This is a genomic window from Falsirhodobacter sp. 1013, from assembly GCF_051195255.1.
GTDB lineage: Bacteria > Pseudomonadota > Alphaproteobacteria > Rhodobacterales > Rhodobacteraceae > Falsirhodobacter.
Map to the genome: position 1 here is coordinate 30,274 of NZ_JBNJLK010000006.1, position 23,430 is coordinate 53,703.

Below are 23,430 nucleotides of genomic sequence, written 5' to 3' on the forward strand. Positions count from 1 at the left end.
CAGGACGCGCAGCCTCCCTCGAGGCTTAGGAACGCATCACCGCATAGTGAACGCAATTTGATGAATGAGGTTCCGCAGGAAGCGGAGGAACCGTCACAATCCTGCGGAAGATTTGTGCATCCGTTACAACCGTTCCGCCCCGAACGTGTCGCAGGACCCCAGCTGCCCGCTGTCATGCCCCGTCTGGAACCAGCGCGACCGCTGTTCTGACGTCCCGTGGGTGAAGGTGTGCGGCGAGGGCACGCGGCCCGCATTGCGCTGCAAGGTGTCGTCGCCAATCTGCCGCGCCGCGTTCACGGCCTCCATCATGTCGCCCGCCTCGATCGATCCGAATTGCGCCTCGGCGTGCCGGGCCCAGATACCGGCGAAGCAGTCCGCCTGAAGCTCGGTCCGCACGGAGATGGCGTTGCTGTCGGCCTCGCTGGAATTGCCGCGGGCGTTGTTGGCCTGCGACAGGATGCCAAGCTCGTCCTGCACATGGTGGCCGATCTCATGCGCGACCACGTAGGCGGCCGCGAAATCGCCACCGGCGCCCAGCTGCCGTTCCATCGACACGAAGAAGTCGGTGTCCAGATACACCTTCTGGTCGCCGGGGCAGTAGAAGGGTCCCGTGGCGCCGCTGGCCCCGCCGCAAGGCGATTGCGTCACGCCCTTGTAGAGCACCAGCGCCGCCGGGGTGTAGGTTTCGCCCAGCTGCTCCTGGAACACGGTCTTCCACACATCCTCGGTGTCGGCCAGGGTCACGGACACGAACTGCGCCGCCTCCTCGTCCGCGGCCGTGATCTCTCCTCCGCCACTGTTCGGAACAGACTGGTCGTTCAGCAGCGGCGTCAGGTCCACGCCAAGGAAATAGCCGATGACCACGATCGCCAGCAGGCCCACGCTGCCGCCGCCCACGGCCATCCCGCGCCCGCCACCACCGCTCGACCGGCGATCTTCGATGTTCTGGCTTCCCCGCCGTCCACGCCACTGCATCCGTTGTCCCCCAATGATATCGACATTCGCCACCAAAAGCCCCGATCCGCGCCTGCGGTTCCTCCTCATCTTCCACCCGGGGGCTGTGGCGCGTCCTCCGCACCTTCCGGGTCTTCTTTCGCGCGCGGGCTCGCGGCGCTTGACACGGCGGCGCAGGATTGGGATTTCCGCCCAGCTTCGGTCCCGGCGCCTGCCGGGTTGAAAGGGAATGCCGGTGCGCCTTCGGGACAATCCGCAGCTGCCCCCGCAACTGTAAGCGGAGAGTGACGGGCACCAATGCCACTGGGGGCGACCCCGGGAAGGCCGCCCGAAGCGACGACCCGCAAGCCAGGAGACCTGCCGCAGCGACCACCCAATTCCGGCGCGGGGCGCGTCCGGGATGCGGCCCAACCGCAGAGGTGATCCGTCCACTGCGGCAGGGCCACCCGGTCTTTCCGTTCCTTTCGCCACCCGCAGGGTTCCTGCACCTTGGGAGACCGCCCGTGACCACGTCCCGCCTTCTTCTGCTGTCCACCGCCCTGATCGCCCCCCTGGCCGCCCCGGCTCAGGAGGTGACGGTGCTGGATCCGATCATCGTCTCCGCCGGCCTGACCCCCGCCCCCGCCGACGCTTATGGCCGCGCCTACACCATCCTGATGCGCGAACAGATCGAGGCCCGCGGCATCACCACCCTGCAGGACGCCCTGCGCGGCGTGCCGGGCGTTTCCGTCAGCAGCAGCGGCGCGAACACGACCCAAGTCCGCATCCGCGGGGCGGAGGCCGACCACACCCTGATCCTTGTGGACGGGGTAGAGGTCAGCGGCGGCTCCCCCGCCGGGTATTTCCTGTCCGGCCTGTCCGTCCAGAACATCGAGCGGGTGGAGGTCCTGCGCGGCCCTCACTCCGTGTTCTACGGCTCCAGCGCCTCCGCCGGCGTCATCAACATCATCACCGACAAGGGGACCGAGGGCTTGCATCACGGCGGCACGATGGACGTCGGGAACGGCCATTCCGCATCCGCCCATGTCAGCCAGCGCACCGCGCAAGGCGGTCTCGCCCTGAACCTTTCGCAAATCGATGATCACGGCTTCGACTATTCCGGCGACAGCGGGGAAAAGGACGGCCTGCGCCGGAACACGATCGGCTTCGCCGGTGACTGGAAGGCAACCGAAACCCTGACCTTCGGCTCCACCCTTCGCTGGACGAAGGAGGAGTACGACTACGACAGCTTCGGCCCCTCCACGAACGAAGCGGATGTCATCGTCGACGACAACACCCCCGAGGGGGAAACCCGCGAATTCCAGGGTGCCGTCTTCGGCGAACTTTCCATGCTGGACGGGCGCCTGATCCACCGGCTGGACTACCAGCGCTCCGTCTTCAAGCTGGACACGTTCGACGACGTCCCGAAGCGCGCGGAAAGCGACACGCTCGCATACCGCCTCAGCTACGGCCTTGATGGCCTTCCCGTCGATCAGGCCCGCCACCTCGTGAACGTGCTGGTGGAACACGAGGATGACGATTCCAACATCGCCACCGATTACGAACGGGAACGGGACTCCGTGGCCCTCGAATACCGTGCCTCGCTGGACAATGGCCTGGATCTTCAGGCCGGTGTCCGCCGCGACGACAACAAGGAATACGACGACTTCACCGGCTGGACGCTCGGCCTGTCCTGGCGCATCCCGGGCCAGCCGGTGCGTCTGCACGCCTCGGCCGGGCGTGCTCAGGTCGATCCCTCCTACGAGGAGCTGTTCGGCTCGCTCTACTCGGTCGGCAACCCCGACCTGACGCCCGAACAGAACCGCAGCTACGATCTGGGTGTGGAACTGTCCTTCCTGAACGGGCGGGGCCTGATCGACGTGACCTATTTCCACGAACGGATGACGGACGAGATCACGGCCGACTACAGCTCCCCCGACTTCCTGGCCCGTTACTCCAACGCCGATGGCGAAAGCCCGCGCGAGGGGGTGGAGGTGACGGGGCGTCTGGAAGCGACCGACACGCTCGACCTGTCCTTCGGCTACACCTATCTGAACGCGAAGGGACCGGATGGCCGCATCGAAGTGCGCCGTCCGAAGCATGAACTGCAACTGTCGTCCACCCTGTCCTTCCTCGACGACCGCGCCTCGGCCACCGCAACCCTCCGCCGCGTGGCCGGCAACTACGACGACCAGTTCTATGGTGCCTACGCCCGCGCGGAGCTCCCCGACTATACCACCCTCGACCTCGCCGCCGGCTACAACCTGACAAATGAGGTGCGTCTGACCGGCCGCGTCACCAACCTCTTCGACGAAAGCTATTCCGACGTCTGGGGCTATGCCACGCGCGGGCGGCAGGCCTATGTCGGGGTGCAGGCGCGGTGGTAAGGCGCTGGCTCTGCGCCGCGGGCCTCGCCTGCGGCCTTGGCCTGTCCGCCGCGGCGGGGAACGCGCCCGCGCGCGTCGTGTCGATGAACCTCTGCACCGACCAGTTGGCCCTGATGCTGGCCGCGCCCGGCCAGCTCATCTCGGTCAGTGCCCTGTCCCAGGATCCCCGCGCCTCCGTCATGGCCAGCGAAGCGCGAACCCTCCCCGCCAATCACGGGCTGGCGGAAGAGATTTTTCTCCTCCAACCTGACCTCGTGCTGGCGGGCCGCTTCTCCTCCCCCGCCACGCTGGACATGCTGCGCCGTCTGGGCCTGCGGGTCGAAACCTTCGATCCCGAAAGCACGATGGACGACATCCGCACCAACCTGCGCCGCATGGGGCAGGTGCTGGGGCGCGACGCCACCCGAACGATCGCCCAGTTCGACGCGGACCTTGCCGCCCTGCCGCGTCCCGCGACCCGCCCCCGCGCGGCCAGCTACGGCGCGAACAGCTACGCCGACGGCCCCGACAGCCTCGCCGGCCAGATCATCGCGGCGGCGGGCTATGACAACATCGCCACCGAACAGGGTCTGTCCTTCGGCGGCACCCTCCCGCTGGAGGTGCTGATGCTGTCCGCCCCCGACCTCATCCTTCGCGGCGCCCCCTATCCCGGCGCCTCGCGGGCCGAGGCGGTGCTGGACCATCCCGGCCTGCACCACCTTGCCCCGCAGTTCCGCACCGACCGCGACTGGGTCTGCGGCACCCCCCACATCCTGCGCGCCGTCGCCAAGCTGCAACAGGCCGCACCATGAGCCGACTTCCGATCGCCCTGTCGCTGCTGGTCGCGGCCCTCTTCACCGCCTCCCTCCTGACCGGCCCCGCGCAGGTGCCGCCTTTGTCCAGCCTCCAGGCCCTCATCACCGGCAACGACCCGATGCTGAGCCTGGTGATGCGAGAAGTGCGGCTGCCCCGTGCCATCCTCGGCCTGCTGGTCGGCGCCGCCCTTGGCATGTCGGGCGCGGCCCTTCAGGGCTTTTTGCGCAACCCGCTTGCCGAACCGGGGCTGGTCGGGGCCAGCGGATCCGCCGCCCTTGGCGCCGTGCTGGCGATCCAGACCGGCCTTGCCGCCGCGTTTCCCTTGGGCCTGCCGCTGGCCGCGCTGGCCGGCGCCATGCTCTCGGTCGCGCTGATCCTGCTGCTGGCGGGCCCGCGCGGCGGGGCGCTGGCGCTGATCCTCGCCGGCGTCGCGATCTCGGCCCTTGCCGGGGCCGCCACCTCGCTGGTCCTCAACCTGTCCCCCAACCCCTTCGCCGCGAACGAGATCATCTTCTGGATGATGGGCTCCCTCGCCGACCGTTCGATGCTGCATGTCTGGATCGCGCTGCCTTTCATCGCCCTCGGCGCCACCCTCCTCTGGTCCCTCCGCCGGGGGTTGGAGGCGCTGACGCTGGGCGAGGATGCGGCGGCCTCCTCCGGCATCCGGCTGGGCGCGTTGCGCTGGCGGCTCGTCGTCGGCGTCGCGGCGATGGTCGGCGCGGCTACTGCGGTGGCGGGCTCCATCGGCTTTGTCGGCCTCGCCGCCCCCCACGTCCTGCGCCGCGCCGTCAAGGGCAGCCCGGCACGGCTTCTCCCCGCCTCGGCGCTTGGCGGGGCGGCCCTCGTGCTGGCCGCCGACATCGCCGTGCGCCTCCTGATGCCGGACCGCGACCTGAAACTCGGCGTCCTCACCGCCCTTGTCGGCACCCCCTTCTTCCTGCACCTGATCCTGAAGATGCGGAGAGAGGAGGCATGATGCACCTGCACCACCTTTCCGTCCGGCGCGGCCGCCGCGTGGTGCTGGACGGCATCGACCTGACGCTGAAGGCGGGGGAGTTCGTGGGCCTCCTCGGCTCCAATGGCGCGGGCAAGACGACGCTGCTGCGCGCCGCCCTTGGCCTCCTGCCCGCCGAAGGTCAGTCCTCCCTCGCCACCCTGCCCATCGCCCAACGCGCCCGCGCCGCCGCCTTCCTGCCCCAGACGCGCGACATCGCCTGGCCCATGCCGGTGGAGGATGTGGTCCGCCTTGGCCGCGTCGCTCAAGGCCCTGACGCCGCCATCGTCGAACAGGCGCTCGCGGCGCTGGACCTGACCACGCTGCGCCACCGCCCCGCGACGCAGCTGTCCGGCGGCGAACAGGCCCGCGTCCTGATCGCGCGGGCCTTGGCGCAGGACACGCCCCTCCTTCTGGCGGACGAGCCCATCGCAGGCCTCGACCCCGCCGCCCAGATCGGCGTCATGCGCGTCTTTGCCCGGCTTGCGACCACCGGGCGCACCGTCGTCGCCTCCCTTCACGATCCGGGGCTGGCGGCGCGGCATTGCACGCGGCTGATCCTGATGAAGGCCGGCCGCATCCACGCCGACGGCCCGCCGATGCAGGTGCTGACCCCGGACAACCTTGCGCAGGTCTTCGGAATCCGCGCACATGTGACCGAAGGGCCCCATGGCCCGATCTATCAGGCGCTGGACCTCGCGCCGCCAAAGGGGGACTGAATGGGCCATCGTCTGTCAAGCATCGTGACCCGCACCGGGGATGACGGCACCACCGGCCTCTCCGACGGCTCCCGCATCGCCAAGACTGCCCCGCTGATGGAGGCGATCGGCACGGTGGACGAATTGAACAGCGTGATTGGCTTTGCCGAAAGCCTGCTGGACGACACCGCCCTCTGCGACGCGCTGACCACCATCCAGCACGACCTCTTCGACCTCGGCGGCGCCCTGTCCATCCCCGGCCGCGAGGTGCTGACCGAAGCGCACGTCACCCGCCTCGACCTGATCGTGGAGGATTGGAACGAGGATCTTCCCCCGCTGAAGGAGTTCATCCTTCCCGGCGGCCTGCCCGCCACCGGCGCGCTGCACATGGCCCGCACCGTCTGCCGCCGTGCCGAGCGCACGCTTCTGGCCGTCGACGACCCGCGCACGCGCCTCGGCTGCATCTACCTCAACCGCCTGTCGGACCTCTTGTTTGTCGCCGCCCGCGTCTCCTCCGGCGGGCAGGAACGCGCCTGGCAGAAGGGCCGCAGCCTGCCCTAACCAGTCGACCGGGCCGAGACATAGTTCAGGATCGGCGCCAGCCAGCGTTCCACCTCGTCCAGCGGCATGCCCTTGCGGCGGGCGTAATCCTCCGCCTGGTCCCGCTCCACCTTGGCCACGCCGAAATAGTACGAGTCCGGGTGCCCGATATAGATGCCCGACACCGACGATCCCGGCCACATCGCCATGCTTTCGGTCAGCGTCACGCCCGTGGCCGCCTCGGCGTCCAGCAGGCGGAACAGGGTCAGCTTCTCCGTATGGTCGGGCTGCGCCGGATAGCCGGGCGCGGGGCGGATGCCGTGATAAGGCTCGCCGATCAGCTCCTGCGGGGTGAAGGTCTCGTCCTTGCCATAGCCCCAGAACTCCCGCCGCACCCGGGCGTGCAGCATCTCGGCCATCGCCTCGGCGTAACGGTCGGCCAGCGCCTTCACCATGATCGCGCCGTAATCGTCGTTCGCCTTTTCATACCGGGCGGAAATCTCCGTCTCCTCCGGCCCCGCCGTCACCACGAAGCCGCCCACGTAATCCGTCACCCCCTCCGGCGCCACGAAGTCGGCCAAGGCCACGTTCGGCCGGTTCTCGCGCTTCGTCGTCTGCTGCCGCAGGGTATAAAGCGTCGCAAGCTCCTGCCCCCGATCCTCTCCGGTGAACAGGCGGATGTCGTCGCCCACGGCGTTCGCGGGCCAGAAGCCCACCACGGCGCGCGGCCGGAACCACGTCTCCGCGATGATCCGCGTCAGCATGTCCTGCGCATCGGCAAACAGCTGGCGCGCGGCCTCGCCCTGCTTCTCATCCTCAAGAATACGCGGGTAGACGCCCTTCAACTCCCACGTCTGGAAGAACGGGGTCCAGTCGATGTAACGGGCGATCTCCTCCAGATCCCAATCCTCGACGATGCGCGACCCAAGGAATTGCGGCGCAGGCACCGTGTAATCTGCCCAGTCCACCTTCAACGCATTGGCCCGCGCGGCCGCCAGCGGCAGGCGCTGCTTGGCCAGCTCCGCCCGCTCGTGCCGCTCGGCCACCTGCACATATTCCTCGCGGATGCTGTCCACGTAAGGCTGCTTCTGCGTCGGGCTCAGCAACTGGCTGACCACCCCCACCGCGCGGCTGGCGTCGGTGACATAGATCGCCGGACCCTTGGTGTAACGTGGCGCGATCTTCACCGCCGTATGCACCTTCGACGTCGTCGCCCCGCCGATCAGCAGCGGAATGTCGAATCCTTCCCGCTCCATCTCGGCCGCCAGATGCACCATCTCGTCCAAAGACGGGGTGATGAGGCCGGACAGCCCGATCACGTCCACCTTCCGCTCCCGCGCGACCTCCAGGATCTTCTGCGGTGGGACCATCACGCCCAGATCGATGATCTCGTAGTTGTTGCAGGCCAGCACGACGCCGACGATGTTCTTGCCGATGTCGTGGACATCGCCCTTCACGGTCGCCATCAGGACGGTGCCCGCCGCCTGCCGCGCCTCGCCGCCATTGGCGATCTTCTCCTCCTCCATATAGGGCAGAAGAACGGCCACCGCCTGCTTCATCACGCGGGCCGATTTCACCACCTGCGGCAGGAACATCTTGCCCGCGCCGAACAGGTCGCCCACCACGTTCATCCCGGCCATCAGCGGCCCCTCGATCACGTGCAGCGGGCGCTCGGCGGCCAGACGGGCCTCCTCGGTGTCGGCCTCGATGAACTCGGTGATGCCGTTGACCAGCGCATGCTCCATGCGCTTTTCCACGGGCCAGTCGCGCCAGGCCAGATCGCGCACCTTCTCCTCGCGCGCGCCGCCGCGGAAACGCTCGGCCACCTCCAGCATCCGCTCGGTCGCGTCGGGCCGGCGGTTCAGGACCACGTCCGCGCAGCGCTCGCGCAAATCCGGGTCGATCTGGTCATAGACGGCCAGCTGCCCCGCGTTCACGATCCCCATGTCCATGCCGGCCTTGATGGCGTGGAACAGGAACACCGCGTGCATCGCCTCGCGCACCGGCTCGTTCCCGCGGAAGGAAAACGACAGGTTCGACACGCCACCCGACACGTGCGCGTGGGGCAGGTTCTGGCGGATCCAGTGCGTCGCCTCGATGAAGTCGACGCCGTAATTGTTGTGCTCCTCGATCCCCGTCGCCACGGCAAACACGTTGGGGTCGAAGATGATGTCCTCGGGCGGGAAATCCATCTCCTCCACAAGGATGCGATAAGCCCGCGCGCAGATCTCGGTCTTGCGGGCGAAGGTGTCGGCCTGCCCCTCCTCGTCGAAAGCCATGACGACCACGGCCGCGCCATACTGCATCACCAGCCGCGCGTGGTGGCGGAACGCGTCCTCCCCCTCCTTCAGGCTGATGGAGTTCACGATCGGCTTGCCCTGCACACATTTCAGGCCCGCTTCGATCACCTCCCACTTGGAGCTGTCGATCATGATCGGCACCCGCGCGATGTCGGGCTCGGCGGCGATCAGGTTCAGGAACTCCACCATGGCGGCGCGTGAATCGATCAGCCCCTCGTCCATGTTGATGTCGATGACCTGCGCACCATTCTCCACCTGATCGCGCGCCACCTCCAATGCTGCGGCGTAATCGCGGTTGGTGATCAGCTTGCGGAAACGGGCCGATCCCGTAACGTTCGTCCGTTCCCCCACGTTGACGAAGGGGATGTCGGGCGTCAGGACGAACGGCTCCAGCCCCGACAGGCGCAGATAACGGCTCATGCCCGCACCTCCCGCGGCTGGAAGGGGGCGACGGCTTCGGCGATGGCGCGGATGTGGTCCGGCGTGGTGCCGCAGCAACCGCCCACCACGTTCACCAACCCCTCGCGCGCGAAGTCCTCCACCTGCCGGGCGGTGTCGTCGGGGCCTTCGTCATATTGACCAAAGGCGTTGGGCAGGCCCGCATTGGGATAGGCGCAGGTGAAGGTGTTCGCCACGCCCGACAATTCCTGCATGTGCGGCCGCATCGCTTCGGCCCCCAGGGCGCAGTTCAGGCCCACGGTGAAGGGCCGCGCATGGCGCACCGAATGCCAGAACGCCGTCGGCGTCTGCCCCGACAGCGTCCGCCCCGACGCGTCGGTGATCGTGCCCGAGATCATCAGGGGCAGGCTCTGCCCATGCGCCTCGAACGCTTCGAAGCAGGCAAAGATCGCGGCCTTGGCGTTCAGCGTGTCGAAGATCGTCTCGATCAGGATGATGTCGGCCCCGCCCGCGATCAGCCCGCGCACCTGCTGGCCGTACGCCACGCGCAGATCGTCGAAGCTGACGGCGCGGAACCCCGGATCGTTCACGTCCGGACTGATGGAGGCGGTGCGGTTCGTCGGCCCCACCGCGCCCGCCACGAAACGCGGCTTGCCGTCGATGGCCGTCGCGCGGTCCAGCGCCCGGCGCACGATGCGCGCGCCTTCGGCGTTCAGGTCGTGCACCGCCGCTTCCAGCCCGTAATCGGCCTGCGCGATGGTCGTGGCCGAAAACGTGTTCGTTTCCACGATGTCGGCGCCCGCCATGGCATAGTTGAAGTGGATCTCCTCGATCGCCTCGGGCTGGGTCAGGATCAGAAGGTCGTTGTTGCCCTTCTGCGGATGATCCGAATGGTGCCGGCAGGCATGGCCGGACCCGTGGCCGGTGTAATCCTCCTCGGACAGGCCCAGCCCCTGGATCTGCGTGCCCATCGCACCGTCCAGGATCAGGATGCGGTCCCGCGCCAAGCGGCGCAGCACGTCATGAACGGACGAGGGGGAAACCAGTGGGCTCGGCATGGGCGTTCACCTTGAAGGACAGCGCCCGTAGATAAACCGAACCCCGTTCAAAGTAAAACAGATGGGGGCCGTGGCCCCCACCCATTATTTCGGATCCCCTGCGGCGGGCGCACCACCTTCGGCCGTGACGGTCAGGGTGAAGGGCCCCTCGCTGGTGCCGAACGGGCGGACCACGACGCAATACTCGCCCGGCTCGAACATTTCCCGGATGCGGCTGTCGCTGCCGGTCACGTCCTCATGGTCGTCGTTTTCCCAAAGGCCCGTGCCATCGGCGCCATACACGGCCAGCATCGTGTCGAAGGTCTGGCTGCCGGCGTCGATCTGAAGCACCGTCTGCTCCGCGACCGAGATGCGGTAGCTGCGCAGCGACGTCGCCGGATCGATCATCGCCTGCGTCGGGGGCGCGGCACCGTCCGGCAGGTTTTCCGCCAGCATCGGCGTGCGCGCCGGATCGTTGCAGACGGCGGTCACCTCCGCCTCCTCGGCCACGACCGGATCGGCGGGCAGCCCTTCGGACCCCACCAGAACCAGCATCGGATTGTCCACCGGCGCGGCCGAGATCATGCGCACCTGCGCGCAATATGTCCCCGCCTGCAGCGTCGTCGCCACCCGCGCGTCCAGATCGCCCGCGCTGTCGTCGTCCCAGGCCACCACGCGCCCTCCGGCATCGTACAGCGTCAGGGCCGCGTCGTTTTCCCGCGCCAGCGTTTCCAGCGTGATCTCCGTCGGCGCGGTCACCTCGAACTCGACATAGCGGGGCTCCGAACGCTCCGGCCGCAGGATCAGCGACAGGTCGGCAAAGCCGGGGGCGATCGTGACGCCCGCGGGCTGGGACAGCAGGGCCGGCTGGCCGCAGGCGCCGGCCCCGTCCTGCGCCAGGGCAGGCAGGGCGAACGCGCAAAGGGCAAGGGTGGATGCGCCGACAAGTCTGATCACGTGAACCTCCTGAAACATCGTGCCCGCATCCTGCCTCACGCTTGCGTGAAAGGGAAATCTATTCGTCGGACCGCAACACCTGCGCCGGCCGGCGCGCCAAGGGGCGGCGGGCATAGATCACCCCCGTCACCACCGTGGCCAGCACCCCCGCCACCACGATCACAAGGGCCGACACTGGCGCAAAGGCATAGTCCGCCTCCATCACGAAGCGCATCACGGCCCATCCGGCCGTCGCGCCCACCCCCACGGCCACCAAACCCGCCGCCGCGCCCGTCAAGGCCGACCGCAGCGCGAAACTGGTCAGGATCTGCCGCCGCGTTGCCCCCAGCACCTTCAGGATCGCCGCTTCCCGCACCCGCGCGCGTTCCCCCGCCGCCGCCGTTCCGATCAGCACGACCACGCCGGTCAGCAGCGTGATCGCCGCCGCCGCCCGCGTGGCGGTGGCAATGGCGTCCAGCGCCTCGGTCACTCGGGCGATGGCGTCGCCCACCCGGATCGCGGTGATGTTGGGATAAGCCCGCCCCACATCCCGCAGCAACGTTTCCTCGGCCGAGGAATAGACCGTCGCAATCGACGTGTGCGGCGCCCCGGCCAGAGCCGACGGGTTCATCATCATCACGAACCCCATCCCCGCATCCGAGAAGTCCACGTCGCGCAAACTCGTCAGTTCCGCCTCGATGTCTCGGCCCAGGATGTTGACGGTGATCCGGTCGCCCAAGGCCAGCCCCATCTCCTCCGCCGCCTCGGCCGAGAAGCTGATCTGCGGATCGCCTGCGTAATCCACGGGCCAGCTTTCTCCCGCCACCACGTCGGGCGCGGTCGCGGCATAGGTCACGCCCCGATCCCCGCGCAGCACCCAATGCTCCCCCGCCACCTCGCGCGCCGGACGGCCGTTGATGCGGGTCAGCACCCCGCGCAGCATCGGCGCGCTTTCCACCCGCGTGACCGAGGGATCCCCCTCCAGCCGCGACAGGAACCCCTCCAACTGGTCCGTCTGGATGTCCACGAAGAAATAGGACGGCGCGCGCTCCGGCAGGTCGCGGTCGATCGCGCCGCGCAGGTTGGTGTCGATCTGCCCCACCGCCGCCAGCACCGAAAGCCCCAGACCCAGCGACAGGATGACCGCCGTCGTCGCCCCCGCTTCCCCGATCGAGGCGACGGCCAGCCGCAGCGCCGGCTGCCGGATGTGCCGCGCCGCGCGCCGGGCCAGATGGCGCACGATCCACGCCGCCAGCGCCAGAAGCAGCAACGCCCCCACGATCCCGCCCGCCGTGCCAAGCGCCAGCCCCGGCGTGCCGGAAAACCACACGGCCCCGCCCACCAGCACCGCCGCCAAAGCCACCAGCCCCACTGCATAGCCGCGCGGCACACCGCCGCCCGCCCCGCGATACAAGGCCGCCGCCCGCAACTGCGCCACCCGCGCCAGCGGCCACAGCGTGAACAGCGCCGCCGTCATCAACCCGTAGAACGCCGCCTCCAGCAGCGGCAAAGGATAAACCCCGAACGACACGTCGAACGGCAAGGACGACGCGACCCAGGGCGAGGCGACCATCGGCAGCGCCGTCCCCAGCACCAGCCCCCCCACCACGCCCAGCACCGCCAGCGCCCCGATCTGCAACGCATAGGTCGCCAGAACCAGCCGCCCTTCGGCCCCCAAGGTCCGCAAGGTGGCGATGGTCGGCGTCTTTCGCCCCAGATAGGTGCCCACGGCGGACTGCACGCCGATGCCGCCCACGGCCAAACCGGCCAGCCCCACCAGCACAAGGAACGATCCCGTCCGGTCCACGAACCGCTCGACCGAGGGCGAGGGCCGCCGGCTGTCGCGCCAGCGCATCCCCGTATCGCGAAACTCCCGCTGCGCGCGGGCCTGAAGCGCGTCCAGATCCGCGCCGTCGGGCAACAACAGCCGGTAATCGCTGTCATAGACCGTGCCCGGCGCCAGAAGGCCGCTGCCCCCCAATCCGTCCAGCGACACCACCGTCCGCGGCGCCAAGGTGAACCCGGCCGAGGCGCTGTCCGGCTCCCGCACCAGCATCGCGTTCAGCCGGAACGCCTTTTCCCCCAAGGTGAACGTCTCGCCCACCTCCAGCCCCAGCCGGGCGGCCAGCGCGGGATCCATCACCGCCCCCGGCACATCGCCGCCGGCCAGGGCCTCGGCCACCGGAATCGCCGGCTCCAGCCCCGCCTGCCCGACCAGCGGCCAGTTGCCATCCACGCCCCGCACCTGCGTCAGGACGCGGTCCTCCCCCGCCACGGCCATGGAACGGAAGTCGACCGTTTCCGACACCCGCTCGGCGATGCCCCCCATGAAGGCGCGCTCGGCCTCGGTCGCGGTGCGATAGGTGAAAGTCATCTCGGCATCGCCGCCCAGAAGCACCGCCCCCTGATCGGCCAGCCCCCGTTCGATCGCGGCGCGCACCGATCCGATGGCCGCGATCGCCGCCACCCCAAGGATCAGGCACAGCAGGAACACCCGGAACCCGCCAAGCGCGCCCCGCAACTCCCTTCGCGCGATGCGCCAGGCCAGTGGCAGAACGCTCATGCCGCGATCCGCCCGTCGGCCATCCGCACCACGCGGTCGCAGCGCTCGGCCAGCTCCGGCGCATGCGTCACCATCACCAGCGTCGCCCCCTGTTCGCGCAACCCGAACAGCAGGTCCATCACCGTGGCCCCCGTGGTCCCGTCCAGATTGCCCGTCGGCTCATCCGCCAGAAGGATCGCGGGCCGCGTCGCCCAAGCCCGCGCCAGCGCCACGCGCTGCTGTTCCCCGCCCGACATCTGACGCGGATAATGATCCCCCCGATGCCCCAGCCCCACGGCCGCCAGCTCCTCCCCCGCGCGGCGGAAGGCGTTGTCCATCCCCGCCAATTCCAGCGCCAGCGCGACATTTTCACGCGCCGTCATCGTGGGGATCAGGTGGAAAGACTGGAACACCACGCCCATATTCCCCCTGCGGAAGCGCGCAAGGCCATCCTCGTCCATCGCGGACAGATCCTGGCCAAGCGCGCGGACCGTGCCGCCGCTGGCCCGTTCCAGCCCCCCCATCAGCATGAGGAGCGAGGACTTGCCGGACCCCGAAGGCCCCACCAGACCCAGCGTTTCCCCGCGCGTCACGGTCAGGTCGATGCCCCGCAGGATCTCCACCGGGCCGGCGTTGCCCTCCAGCACCAATTGCGCATCCCGCAGTTCAAGGACCGTCTCCATGAAGCTCTCCCCTTTGTTCGCCCTTGGTTGTAAGCCGCTGGCACATCTACGCAACCTGGGCGTGGCGCTTTGCCTCGGGGGGGCGGGCCCGGCCCTGGCCGATCCTGTCACGGTGGTGGCCCTGGGCGACAGCCTGACGCAAGGCTACGGCCTGCCCGCCGATCAGGGATTCGTGCCGGTGCTTCAGTCCTGGCTGGACGACCGGGACGCCGAGGTCACGATCGTGAACGCAGGCGTTTCGGGCGACACCACCGCCGGCGGTCTTGCCCGCACCGACTGGGCCCTGACGCCCGACGCCGACGCCATGATCCTGAACCTTGGCGGCAACGACCTTCTGCGCGGGCTGGACCCGGCCGCCAGCCGCGCCAACCTCGACGCGATCCTCGACAAGGCCGACGCCCGCGGCCTGCCGGTCCTGCTGTTCGGCCTGCGCGCGCCGGGCAATTACGGCCCCGCCTTCCAGCAGGCCTTCAACGCGATGTATGCCGATCTTGCGCAGGAACACGGCGCCCTCTTCGTGCCCGACTACCTCGGCCCCGTGACGGAAGGCGAACGGCTGAACCTGACCTACATCCAGGGCGACGGCATCCACCCCAACGCCGAAGGCGTGAAGCGGCTGGTGGACGCGGTCGGCCCTTCCGTCCTCGAACTGGTGGCCCGCGCCAGATAGGCGTTCAGGCCGCCGGCAGATGATCCGGCGGGATGGTCAGCGTGCAGATCACCCCGGCCGGATCATAGACCAGCCTCGCCCCGCCGCCCGGCGCGAAGGCCAGGCTCTGGGTGATGACCGTTTCGCCAAAGCCGCCCTGCGCGGGCGTCAACACGACCGGCCCGCCCGTTTCGCGCCATTCCAGCGTCAGCGCGCCCTTCTCGGCCGCGTCCACTGCACGGATGGCGATGTTGCCCTTGTCGGTCGACAGGGCGCCATACTTGACCGCGTTCGTCGCCAGCTCGTGGAACACCAGCCCGATCGCCACCGCCGCCTCGGCCGAGATCAGCTGCTCCAACCCCGACGTGGTGATCCGGCTTCCCCCCATGTCCATGAAGGGCGACAGTTCCGCCACGATCACGTTCTGGACGGTCAGCCCCTTCCACGCGTTCTTGGCCAGCAGGTTGTGCGTCGCCGCCAGAGCGCGCACGCGGTCGGTGAACGTCTTCTCGAACGTCGTCAGATCGCCCGAGGTGCGGATCGTCCGCCGCGTGATCGCGATCACCATGGCCAGCGCGTTCTTCACCCGGTGGTCCAGCTCGTTCATCAGCAAAAGCTGCTGGCGTTCGGCCGCCTTGCGCTGCGTCAGGTCCACCATCGTCACGACGCAGCCGCTGGCCGCGCCCTCGCCCATGCGCAAGGGCGCCGCGCTCAGCAGGAAATCCTTGGCGCCCGGCGCGTCCGGGGCGAACACTTCCATCCCCTGAACCGGCGGGCCGGTCATCGCGCGGTCCAGAATGGCCGCACTGTCGGCCAGGCCCGTGCCGGTGGCCGGAACCAGCGGCACGATGCGCGCAAAGGGCTGGCCCACCGGATCGGACGCATACAGCGCGCGCGACGCCGCATTCCCGCGCGTCACGACCCCGTCGGCATCGCACACCAGCACCGCCTCGTTGACCGAGGCGAGGATGCCCTGCGCCGTGCGCTCGTTCTGCTCGGCCCGGGCGGACCGCACGCGGTCCGTCACATCCGCCAGCGTGATCGCGTGCCCCGCCACCGTGCCGATCTGCAACGGCTTGCTTGCCACCACAAGATAGCGCGCCCCCGACGGCCCGTATTGCGTCACCTGCAAGGTCGCGCGCGGCGTCGTGGCGTCGGCCAGCAGCGCCGCCACATCCGCCGGATCCGCCGCCAGCAGATCGGCCAGCGCCTTTCCCTGCACCGGCGCGCTCACCAGATCGGCAAAGGTCGCGTTGGCATAAAGCACCCGGCCCGCCCCGTCGACGGCGGCGGCTCCGGTGTCCATCACCTCGATGAAGGCGCGGAACGCTTCGGCGTCACCCCCGATCGCGAACACCTGCGGCTGGTCCATGCGGCCCACCACAAGCGCGTCCACCTCACCCTCGCGGATCGCCCGCAGCGTGTCCTCGGCTTCCTGCAAGCGGCGTTGCAACTCGGCCAGCGCTTCGCCCGAGATGCTCATTCGTTTTCAAGACGCAGGTTGACGAGGACCTTTTCCTCGTCCGACAGATCGCCGATGATCTTGCGCAGCGGCACGGGAAGTTCGCGCACCAGCGTCGGGATGGCCACGATGTTGTGCTCGCGCGCCAGCTTCGGGTTCTCGCGCAGGTCGATCACCTCGATCTCGTAGCGGCCCGGAAGATGCTCCTCGCAGATGCGGCGCAGGTTCGAAATTGCCGCCAGCGATTTCGGCGTTTGCCCGGCCACATACAGGACAAGCTTCTTCAGTTTCTGTTCGTTCATCGTCACGCCCGTCGGCTCGCTTCCATCTCGGCCAGATCCTGACGGGCCTGCCGCACATACTCGTTTTCGTTTTCGGCAATCCGCCGCAGTTCCAGCTCGCTCGCCTCGATCTGCGCCTGAAGTTCCTCGATCTGCGCCTGCGCCAGACGGCGGCGCTGCTCGGCCGCCACCCGAAGCCGCTCCACCTCCTGCGCGCGCACCGTTTCCACCCGCCGCAGGCGCGCCTCCTCGGCCCGCCGCGCGGTTCCGGTCAGCGCGCCGCTTTCCCCCAGATGGGGCGGCAGAAGGCGTAGGCCGTGTTCGCTCATGATGAATTCGCGCACCTGGTTGGAATGGGCCGTGCCCCTTGCCTTCAACAGATAGAGCTCGCGGTTGAATTCGCCATTCACCTCGCGGTTCAGCATCAGGATCCACGCGTCCATCAGCGACGAAAGGCCCGCATCCGTGGCCACCGTGTCGCCCTGCGTGTGCGCCAGATGGGTGAAGACCGCCGTGATCCCGCGGTTCTTCAGGTAATCCACCATGCGCAGCAGCATGGCCTGAACCTCCTGCCGGTCGCCGGATTCCAGGAACGCCGATATTGGGTCCAGCACCACCAGCGTCGGGTTCATGCGCGCCACTTCGCGCAGCATGACCGCCAGATGCATCTCAAGGCTGTAAAAGGTCGGCCGCGCCGCCACGTGCCGCCACTGCCCGCTGTCGATCCACGGTTGCAGGTCCAGCCCGATGGACCGCATGTTCCGAACCGTCTGCCGCTCCGATTCCTCGAAGGAAAAATACAGCGCCCGCTCGCCCGCCGCGCAGGCCGCGCCCGCAAAGCTTGCCGCCAGCGTCGACTTCCCCGATCCCGCCACGCCCGACACCAGGATCGACGTCCCGCGATGGAACCCGTGCCCCACGATCATCGCGTCCAGATCCGCCACGCCCGAGGAGATGCGCTCCTCGAACACCTTGTGGTCCAGTCCCAGCGAACTGACCGGCAGGACCGAAAATCCGTCCTCGTCGATCAGGAACGGGTATTCGTTCGTGCCATGCGCCGTGCCGCGATACTTCACGATCCGCATCCGGCGGGTGGAGATCTGGTTGTGCACCCGGTGATCCAGAAGGATCACGCAGTCCGACACGTATTCCTCCAGCCCCTGCCGCGTCAGCGCGCCATCCCCGCGTTCGGCGGTGATCACGGTCGTCATGCCGCGGTCCTTCAGCCAGTCGAACAGGCGGCGGATCTCGGCCCGCAGGATGGCGGGGTTGGTGAAGGCGGAAAACAGGCTCTCGATCGTGTCCAGCACGACGCGCTTGGCACCGATGGAGTCGATCGCCAACTCCAGCCGCAGGAACAGCCCCTCAAGGTCGTAATCCCCGATCTCGGCCAGTTCCGACGGATCGACGCTGACATGCTCCACCACGACCTTGTCCGCCGCGATCAGTTCGTCCAGCCCGAACCCGAGCGAGGCGACGTTGCTCACGATGTCGACCGGCCGCTCCTCGAACGTAACGAACACGCCCGGCTCGTCACACTCCCGCGCGCCATGGATCAGGAAGGTCGAAGCAAACAGCGTCTTCCCGCATCCCGCCGATCCGCACACCAGCGACGGGCGTCCAGTGGGAAGGCCGCCATGCGTCAGATCGTCAAAGCCGCTGATGCCGGTCCGGGATTTAAGGATGCCTTGGGCCGCCATATGTCGTGCTCTCACTGTGAATCACGCAGACATAGGGCAAAACCGGCACGATTGCCAACAGCTATGGCCGACCCGCCATGGCCCGAAAACCAAGCGCGGCCGCCCCGATCAGCCCCGGCTCGATCCGGCACAAGGCGGGCACCACCAGCGGGCGGTCGAAGCGCCGCAAACAACGCGCCCGCACCCCCGCATCCAGCGCCGCCACCAGCGCCGCACTGTTGGACAGCCCGCCCCCCACCGCGATGATGCCCGGCCCCAGCAGGTTCGTCACCATCGCCAGCGGGCCGGACAGCACCTCCAACCACGCGGCAATGGTGCGCCCTGCCGCAGGCTCCCCCGCCTCCCACGCGGCGACGATGGCCTGCGCTTCCGCCGCCTGACCGTTCAGGTGAAGATGCAGCCGCTCCATCCCCCGGGCCGAACAGACCGCGTCCAGACAGCCCACCTGCTCGCATCCACAGGGAATCGCAGGCAAAATCACATCGCCCAGAACACGGGCGGCCACCGGCCCGTGCCCCCATTCGCCCGCAAAGCCCCCATGCGCGTTGATCAGCCCGCCGCGCACCACGATCCCGCCCCCGACGCCGGTGCCAAGGATCACGCCGAACACCACCTCATGCCCGCGCCCGGCGCCGCCCACCGCCTCGGCCATGGCAAAGCAGTCGGCGTCATTGGCCAGCACCACCGGCAGGCCAAGCGCAGCCTCCAGGTCCCGCACCAGCGGACGGCCCCTCAGGCAGGGGATGTTGGCGACGGTCGCCCGCCCCTCCTCGTCCACCACCCCGGCGATGGAAAAGGCCAGCGCCTCGGGCGGAACGCTGGCCGCCGCGACGGCGCCTTTCAGCGCCCCGACGAAAGCGTCGAAATCCCGCCCCGGCGTCGGAATGCGCCCCGTCGGCCGCACCTGATCGGGCGCCACGGCCTCCGCCGTCTTGATCGCCGTGCCGCCGATGTCAAAGCACAGGATCACGGCGCCACCCCTCCGATCCACACCCCGTTCACCCCCAGCCCCTCATCCACCGCCACGAAATCCGCCCGCTGCCCCGCCCGCAACCCGCCGCGCGACGCGTCCCCCATCGCCGCCGCCGGCAGGGCCGAGGCCATGGTCCACGCCTCCCCCAGCCCGACGCCAAGGTCCACCACATGCCGCACCGCATCGATCATCGCGATGTCCGCCCCCGCCAGCGTCCCATCGGCCAGCGTCAGCCGCCCGCCCTGCCGCAAAATTTCCCGCCCGTTCAGCGTGAATGCCGCAATGTCCGTCCCCACCGTGGACATCGCATCGCTGACCAGGAAGATCCGCCCCGCCGCCGCCCGCAAGGCGATCCGCAGCACGGCGTCGTCCACGTGGAACCCGTCCGCGATGATCCCGACCCGGAACCGCGCGTCGTCCAGCGCCGCCCCCGCCAGTCCGGGCGCGCGATGGGTCAGCGGGCTCATCGCGTTGAACAGATGGGTGACCATGCTGGCCCCCGCATCCGCCGCCGCACGCGCCTCGCCCGCCGTGGCGTCGCTGTGCCCAAGGCTGACCACCGCCCCCGCCGCCACGAGCCGGCGGATGGCGTCCACCCCCACCACCTCGGGCGCGAGGGTGCACAGCAGCCGCACCCGTCCCGCCGCATCCTCCAGCCGCCGCAGATCCTCCGCCCCCATCGGGCGGATCAGTCCCGGATCATGCGTGCCCTTGCGCGCCACGGCGAAATGCGGCCCTTCCAGATGCAGCCCCATCACGTCCGAGGCCGCCGCCACCTCCACCGCCCGCGCCGTCACCTCCGGCGTGTCGGTGATCAGCGTCACCATGATCGAGGTCGTCCCCAACCGCGCATGCGCCGCCCGGATCCGCGCCAGCCCCTCGGCCGAAGGGTCGTTGTTGAACAGCACCCCGCCGCCGCCATTCACCTGAAGATCGACCAGCCCCGGCAGGATCCACCCCGCCACCCGCTGCGCCCCCGGCACGTCCCGCGCGATCCGCGCCACGCGCCCATCCTCCACCACCAGCACCGCATCCTCGTGCCAGTCGGTCCCGTCAAAGATGCGGTCGGCGTGAAAGGCGCTCACCAGACCATCCCGCGCGCGGCCACCGGCTCCACCCGCGTCACGACCCCGTCGCGGTGAAACACCACGCGGTCGAACAGGTTCGATACCGGGCAAGTGTGGTTCGGCACCACGCGCAGCACCTCCCCCACCCCCGGCCGCCACTCGCAGGCGGAAATGTCCACCACCGCATGCTCCTCGGACAGCACCACGATCCGCGCCTCGGGCATCCCCTCGATCAGCCCGTGATCCGTGAAGCCCGACAGATCGCTCGTCAGCGCCTTCGATCCCGCATCCAGCACCATCCGGTCCGGCAAAGGGCGCGACACGACGGTGACCTGAACCTGCATCGCCAGATCCTCCGCCCCGCAGGTGCCCGCCCGCAGCATGGCGCGGTCGTTATAGACATAGGTACCCGCCCGATGCTCCGTCACCGAGGGCACCGCATGCGCCTGCCAGAAATCCGGCGATCCGCCCCCGGACCGCACCGGACAGTCCAGCCCCACCCCGGCCAGCAAATCCATCGTCCGCACCAGAAACGCCTCCACCACGGCCGCGCCGCCGGGCACGGGATAGGTCATCAGCCCCTCGAACCGCAAACCCGGCGCCGCTGCGATCCGCCGCGCCAGCGCCACCGCCTCCTCGGGCGTCCCCACCCCGCAGCGCTTCGCCCCCGTGTCGCATTCCACCAGCACCCGCAGCGGACGCCCTTCCCCGAAGGCCGCCGCCAGCCCGTCCACCGTCACGGCGCTGTCGGCCACCACCGTCAGCCGCACGCGTTCGTTCAGCGCCCGCAGCCGCGCCAGCCGCGCCGCCCCCAGAATGTTGTAGGTGATGAGGATGTCGTCAAACCCCGCATCGGCAAACACCTCCGCCTCGGTCAGCTTCTGGCAGGTGATGCCGATGGCCCCCGCCGCCAGCTGCGCCCGCGCGACCGAGGGGATCTTGTGCGTCTTGATGTGCGGCCGGAACCCGATCCCGTGCTTGTCCATGTAACCCTGCGCCCGCGCGATGTTCGCCTCCAGCCGCGCCTCGTCCACGATGGGCATGGGGGTCAGGACGTCCGACAGCTTGGTGCCGGGTTCGGGCCAGGGAAAGGTCATGCCGTCTCCGCAAAGGGGTCGGCACAGATGGGCCAGATGTCGCGCCGCACATGCCGATAAGGGGTTGTCGCCGGATCGTTGGGATAGGGCCGACCGGCGGAACAGTAAAGCACCTCGGACGCGATGGGGGCGAAAGCGGCGTGAAAATGGTTGGTGGACTTGATCACCAGCACCCGCTGCGCCCGCGGATCAAGGCCAAGCGCGGAAAACAGCGACGGATCGAACCCCTGCGCCCGCACCGTGTTCAGGATCACCTGCACGCCCCGAAACGACACCCGCGCCGCGGCACCAAAGGGCACCACGCTGTCGCCGAACCGCATCTCCGCCGCCGGATTCAGCGCCTCCACCCGCACCACCGCATCCACCGGATCGCCCGTCTCGGGCGCGGATTTCGCACCAAAGCGCAAGGGGATCTCCGCCCCCTCTCCGGCGGCAAAGCACAGCTGCACCGCGACCGGGTCCCAGATCGTGCCCACCGCAGCCCCCGTCACGCCCTGCGCCAGAACCTCGTGCAGCAACACGGTCGCATCCCCCGCCGTCCCGCCACCCGGATTGTCCCACATGTCGGCGATCACCACCGGCCCCCGCGCAGCCACCTTCGCCCGTGCCACCGCCTCTTCCGGCCCCATCGCGGGCATCAGGTGCCGGCCCCGGTTGGCGAACAGCTCCCGCCCCAATTCCTCGGCCACCCGCGCGCCCAGCACCGGATCGCCATCGGTCACCGCGATCACCTTGGTCCCCATCTCGGGCACGTCGCCCGCCATGAACCCGTGGATCACCGACAGCGACAACAGCCCCGGCACCTCCCGCTCCATCCTCATCATCCGGTCCACGAACCCCCGCATGGGTTCCCTGGACGTCGGGAACACGTCGATCATCCGGCAATCGAACACCGACATCACCGGCCGCACCCGCCCCGCCAGCCGATCCACAAGGATGCGCCACAGATCCTCGGCCCGGTCCACGAAATCGGTGTGCGGAAACTCCTTGAACGCCACCAGCACATCCGCCGCCGCCACCCGCCGCGCGGTCAGGTGGCTGTGCGGGTCCAGCCCCGCGAACACCGGAACATCCGGCCCCACCAGTGCCCGCACCCGGTCCAGTAGATCGCCCTCGGGGTCCATATACCCCTGCGCCACCATCGCCCCGTGCAGCCCCAGCATCACCGCATCCACCGGCCCCGCCGCCGCCAGCTGCCCCAAGATTTCGTCCCGCAGCCCCTCATAGGCCCCGCGCGCGATCAGCCCCGCCGGATCGGCCCAGGCCGCCGTCCCTTCCACCAGCTCCCATCCGCGCTCCGCACAGACCCGCCGCCCCACGGTGATCGGCGCGGTGCACAGCGTCGGCGTTTCCGGATGCTCCCCCGGCCCTGCGCACAGCGAGGCTTCGAAGGCCCGCCGGTCGATCACGATGGGCGAAAACGTGTTCGTCTCGGTCGCAAGGGCGGCGGCGAAGATCCTCATCCGGCGTCCGTCACATGCGGCAGATAGCCCACGAACCCCGCGATCTTCCAGCGCCCGCCGTCCTTCCGGCACCAATACAGCGTCTGCCAGTTCATCCGGTCCACCCCGCCGTCCGCCCGGCGCAGATGCCCGTCGAACTTCTTGCGCACCAGCGCCGCATCCGCGGTGATCTCGATCTCCTCCAGCCGCGTCGCGGCGAAGATGTCGGCCCGCGGATCCCCCGCAAAGGCCTGCCGCCCGAACTCCTCCGCCTGCCGCAGCCATTCCGTCCGATAGGTCGCAAGGTCCGGAAAGGCCAGCGTCACCCCCTGCGGGTCCGGCTGGAAATGCCCGCTCAGCCCCGTGAAGTTCGCGTCGATGAAATCGCCCGCCACCGCATCCCAGTCCGCCGCCACGAAGGCGTCGATGTCGCGGGGCACCAACATCTCCCAGATCGCGCGGCGGTCGCGGTCGGTGAAGGGATTCAGGAAGGGATCACGCGGCTGTGCCATGAA

20 protein-coding genes and 1 riboswitch are annotated in these 23,430 nt (G+C 69.0%); of the genes, 6 read left to right on the forward strand and 14 right to left on the reverse strand.

Features of this window, described 5'->3' with window-relative positions; translation table 11 throughout:
• Positions 1-123: 123 nt before the first annotated feature.
• The gene (gene ypfJ / locus ACSHZY_RS10535) at positions 124-975 is read right to left on the reverse strand and encodes a KPN_02809 family neutral zinc metallopeptidase (protein WP_435168879.1); all 852 of its coding nucleotides are present in this window, start codon (positions 973-975) and stop codon (positions 124-126) included.
• Between the two features lie 161 nt (positions 976-1,136).
• A riboswitch (cobalamin riboswitch) is annotated at positions 1,137-1,333 on the forward strand.
• A 124-nt stretch (positions 1,334-1,457) separates the two neighbouring features.
• On the opposite strand from ypfJ, the gene ACSHZY_RS10540 reads away from it, so the two are divergent.
• From ACSHZY_RS10540 to ACSHZY_RS10560, 5 genes are read left to right on the forward strand one after another with little or no spacing between them, the layout of a single operon-like run.
• Positions 1,458-3,320: a TonB-dependent receptor plug domain-containing protein gene (locus ACSHZY_RS10540; RefSeq protein WP_435168881.1), complete on the forward strand. Its 1,863-nt coding sequence runs from the start codon at positions 1,458-1,460 to the stop codon at positions 3,318-3,320.
• Positions 3,314-4,111 (forward strand): ABC transporter substrate-binding protein, encoded by a 798-nt coding sequence (locus ACSHZY_RS10545; protein WP_435168883.1) that lies wholly within the window; start codon positions 3,314-3,316, stop codon positions 4,109-4,111. The genes ACSHZY_RS10540 and ACSHZY_RS10545 overlap by 7 nt, the downstream gene beginning before the upstream one ends.
• On the forward strand, positions 4,108-5,091 hold the full coding sequence (locus ACSHZY_RS10550; RefSeq protein WP_435168885.1) for a FecCD family ABC transporter permease: 984 nt from the start codon (positions 4,108-4,110) through the stop codon (positions 5,089-5,091). Before ACSHZY_RS10545 ends, ACSHZY_RS10550 begins: the two co-directional genes overlap by 4 nt.
• Positions 5,088-5,828 carry an ABC transporter ATP-binding protein gene (locus ACSHZY_RS10555; protein ID WP_435168887.1) on the forward strand — a complete coding sequence of 247 codons (741 nt, stop codon included), beginning with the start codon at positions 5,088-5,090 and terminating at the stop codon, positions 5,826-5,828. The genes ACSHZY_RS10550 and ACSHZY_RS10555 overlap by 4 nt, the downstream gene beginning before the upstream one ends.
• Positions 5,829-6,368, forward strand: a complete 540-nt coding sequence (locus ACSHZY_RS10560) for a cob(I)yrinic acid a,c-diamide adenosyltransferase (RefSeq protein WP_435168889.1) — start codon at positions 5,829-5,831, stop codon at positions 6,366-6,368.
• Here the strand turns inward: ACSHZY_RS10560 and metH are convergent.
• The 5 genes from metH to ACSHZY_RS10585 form a co-directional block, all read right to left on the reverse strand.
• Complete coding sequence (metH, locus tag ACSHZY_RS10565; RefSeq protein WP_435168891.1) at positions 6,365-9,067, reverse strand: methionine synthase; 2,703 nt, start codon at positions 9,065-9,067, stop codon at positions 6,365-6,367. The two genes, ACSHZY_RS10560 and metH, sit on opposite strands and share 4 nt — an antisense overlap.
• Complete coding sequence (locus ACSHZY_RS10570) at positions 9,064-10,104, reverse strand: homocysteine S-methyltransferase family protein (RefSeq protein WP_435168893.1); 1,041 nt, start codon at positions 10,102-10,104, stop codon at positions 9,064-9,066. The genes metH and ACSHZY_RS10570 overlap by 4 nt, the downstream gene beginning before the upstream one ends.
• Positions 10,105-10,188: 84 nt before the next feature.
• Positions 10,189-11,040, reverse strand: coding sequence for a PPC domain-containing protein (locus ACSHZY_RS10575; protein WP_435168894.1), 852 nt, complete (start codon positions 11,038-11,040; stop codon positions 10,189-10,191).
• 58 nt (positions 11,041-11,098) lie between these two features.
• Positions 11,099-13,582: an ABC transporter permease gene (locus ACSHZY_RS10580; RefSeq protein ID WP_435168896.1), complete on the reverse strand. Its 2,484-nt coding sequence runs from the start codon at positions 13,580-13,582 to the stop codon at positions 11,099-11,101.
• Complete coding sequence (locus tag ACSHZY_RS10585) at positions 13,579-14,244, reverse strand: ABC transporter ATP-binding protein (RefSeq protein WP_435168898.1); 666 nt, start codon at positions 14,242-14,244, stop codon at positions 13,579-13,581. Before ACSHZY_RS10585 ends, ACSHZY_RS10580 begins: the two co-directional genes overlap by 4 nt.
• On the opposite strand from ACSHZY_RS10585, the gene ACSHZY_RS10590 reads away from it, so the two are divergent.
• On the forward strand, positions 14,243-14,914 hold the full coding sequence (locus ACSHZY_RS10590) for an arylesterase (protein WP_435168899.1): 672 nt from the start codon (positions 14,243-14,245) through the stop codon (positions 14,912-14,914). The two genes, ACSHZY_RS10585 and ACSHZY_RS10590, sit on opposite strands and share 2 nt — an antisense overlap.
• A 4-nt stretch (positions 14,915-14,918) precedes the next feature.
• Here ACSHZY_RS10590 and ACSHZY_RS10595 read toward each other — a convergent pair whose 3' ends face one another.
• From ACSHZY_RS10595 to ACSHZY_RS10630, 8 genes are read right to left on the reverse strand one after another with little or no spacing between them, the layout of a single operon-like run.
• Positions 14,919-16,376: a sensor histidine kinase gene (locus ACSHZY_RS10595; protein WP_435168901.1), complete on the reverse strand. Its 1,458-nt coding sequence runs from the start codon at positions 16,374-16,376 to the stop codon at positions 14,919-14,921.
• Complete coding sequence (locus tag ACSHZY_RS10600; RefSeq protein WP_435168903.1) at positions 16,373-16,657, reverse strand: circadian clock KaiB family protein; 285 nt, start codon at positions 16,655-16,657, stop codon at positions 16,373-16,375. Before ACSHZY_RS10600 ends, ACSHZY_RS10595 begins: the two co-directional genes overlap by 4 nt.
• A 2-nt stretch (positions 16,658-16,659) precedes the next feature.
• Positions 16,660-18,351, reverse strand: coding sequence for a circadian clock protein KaiC (gene kaiC, locus ACSHZY_RS10605; RefSeq protein ID WP_435168905.1), 1,692 nt, complete (start codon positions 18,349-18,351; stop codon positions 16,660-16,662).
• 46 nt (positions 18,352-18,397) lie between these two features.
• Positions 18,398-19,306, reverse strand: coding sequence for an ROK family protein (locus tag ACSHZY_RS10610; RefSeq protein WP_435168907.1), 909 nt, complete (start codon positions 19,304-19,306; stop codon positions 18,398-18,400).
• A complete protein-coding gene (nagA, locus tag ACSHZY_RS10615; protein WP_435168909.1) occupies positions 19,303-20,394 on the reverse strand; it encodes an N-acetylglucosamine-6-phosphate deacetylase in 1,092 nt (363 codons plus the stop codon). The genes ACSHZY_RS10610 and nagA overlap by 4 nt, the downstream gene beginning before the upstream one ends.
• Positions 20,391-21,473, reverse strand: a complete 1,083-nt coding sequence (locus tag ACSHZY_RS10620) for a D-TA family PLP-dependent enzyme (protein WP_435168911.1) — start codon at positions 21,471-21,473, stop codon at positions 20,391-20,393. The genes nagA and ACSHZY_RS10620 overlap by 4 nt, the downstream gene beginning before the upstream one ends.
• Positions 21,470-22,936 (reverse strand): M81 family metallopeptidase, encoded by a 1,467-nt coding sequence (locus tag ACSHZY_RS10625; RefSeq protein ID WP_435168913.1) that lies wholly within the window; start codon positions 22,934-22,936, stop codon positions 21,470-21,472. The genes ACSHZY_RS10620 and ACSHZY_RS10625 overlap by 4 nt, the downstream gene beginning before the upstream one ends.
• On the reverse strand, positions 22,933-23,427 hold the full coding sequence (locus tag ACSHZY_RS10630) for a hypothetical protein (RefSeq protein ID WP_435168915.1): 495 nt from the start codon (positions 23,425-23,427) through the stop codon (positions 22,933-22,935). Before ACSHZY_RS10630 ends, ACSHZY_RS10625 begins: the two co-directional genes overlap by 4 nt.
• Between the last annotated feature and the right edge of the window lie 3 nt (positions 23,428-23,430).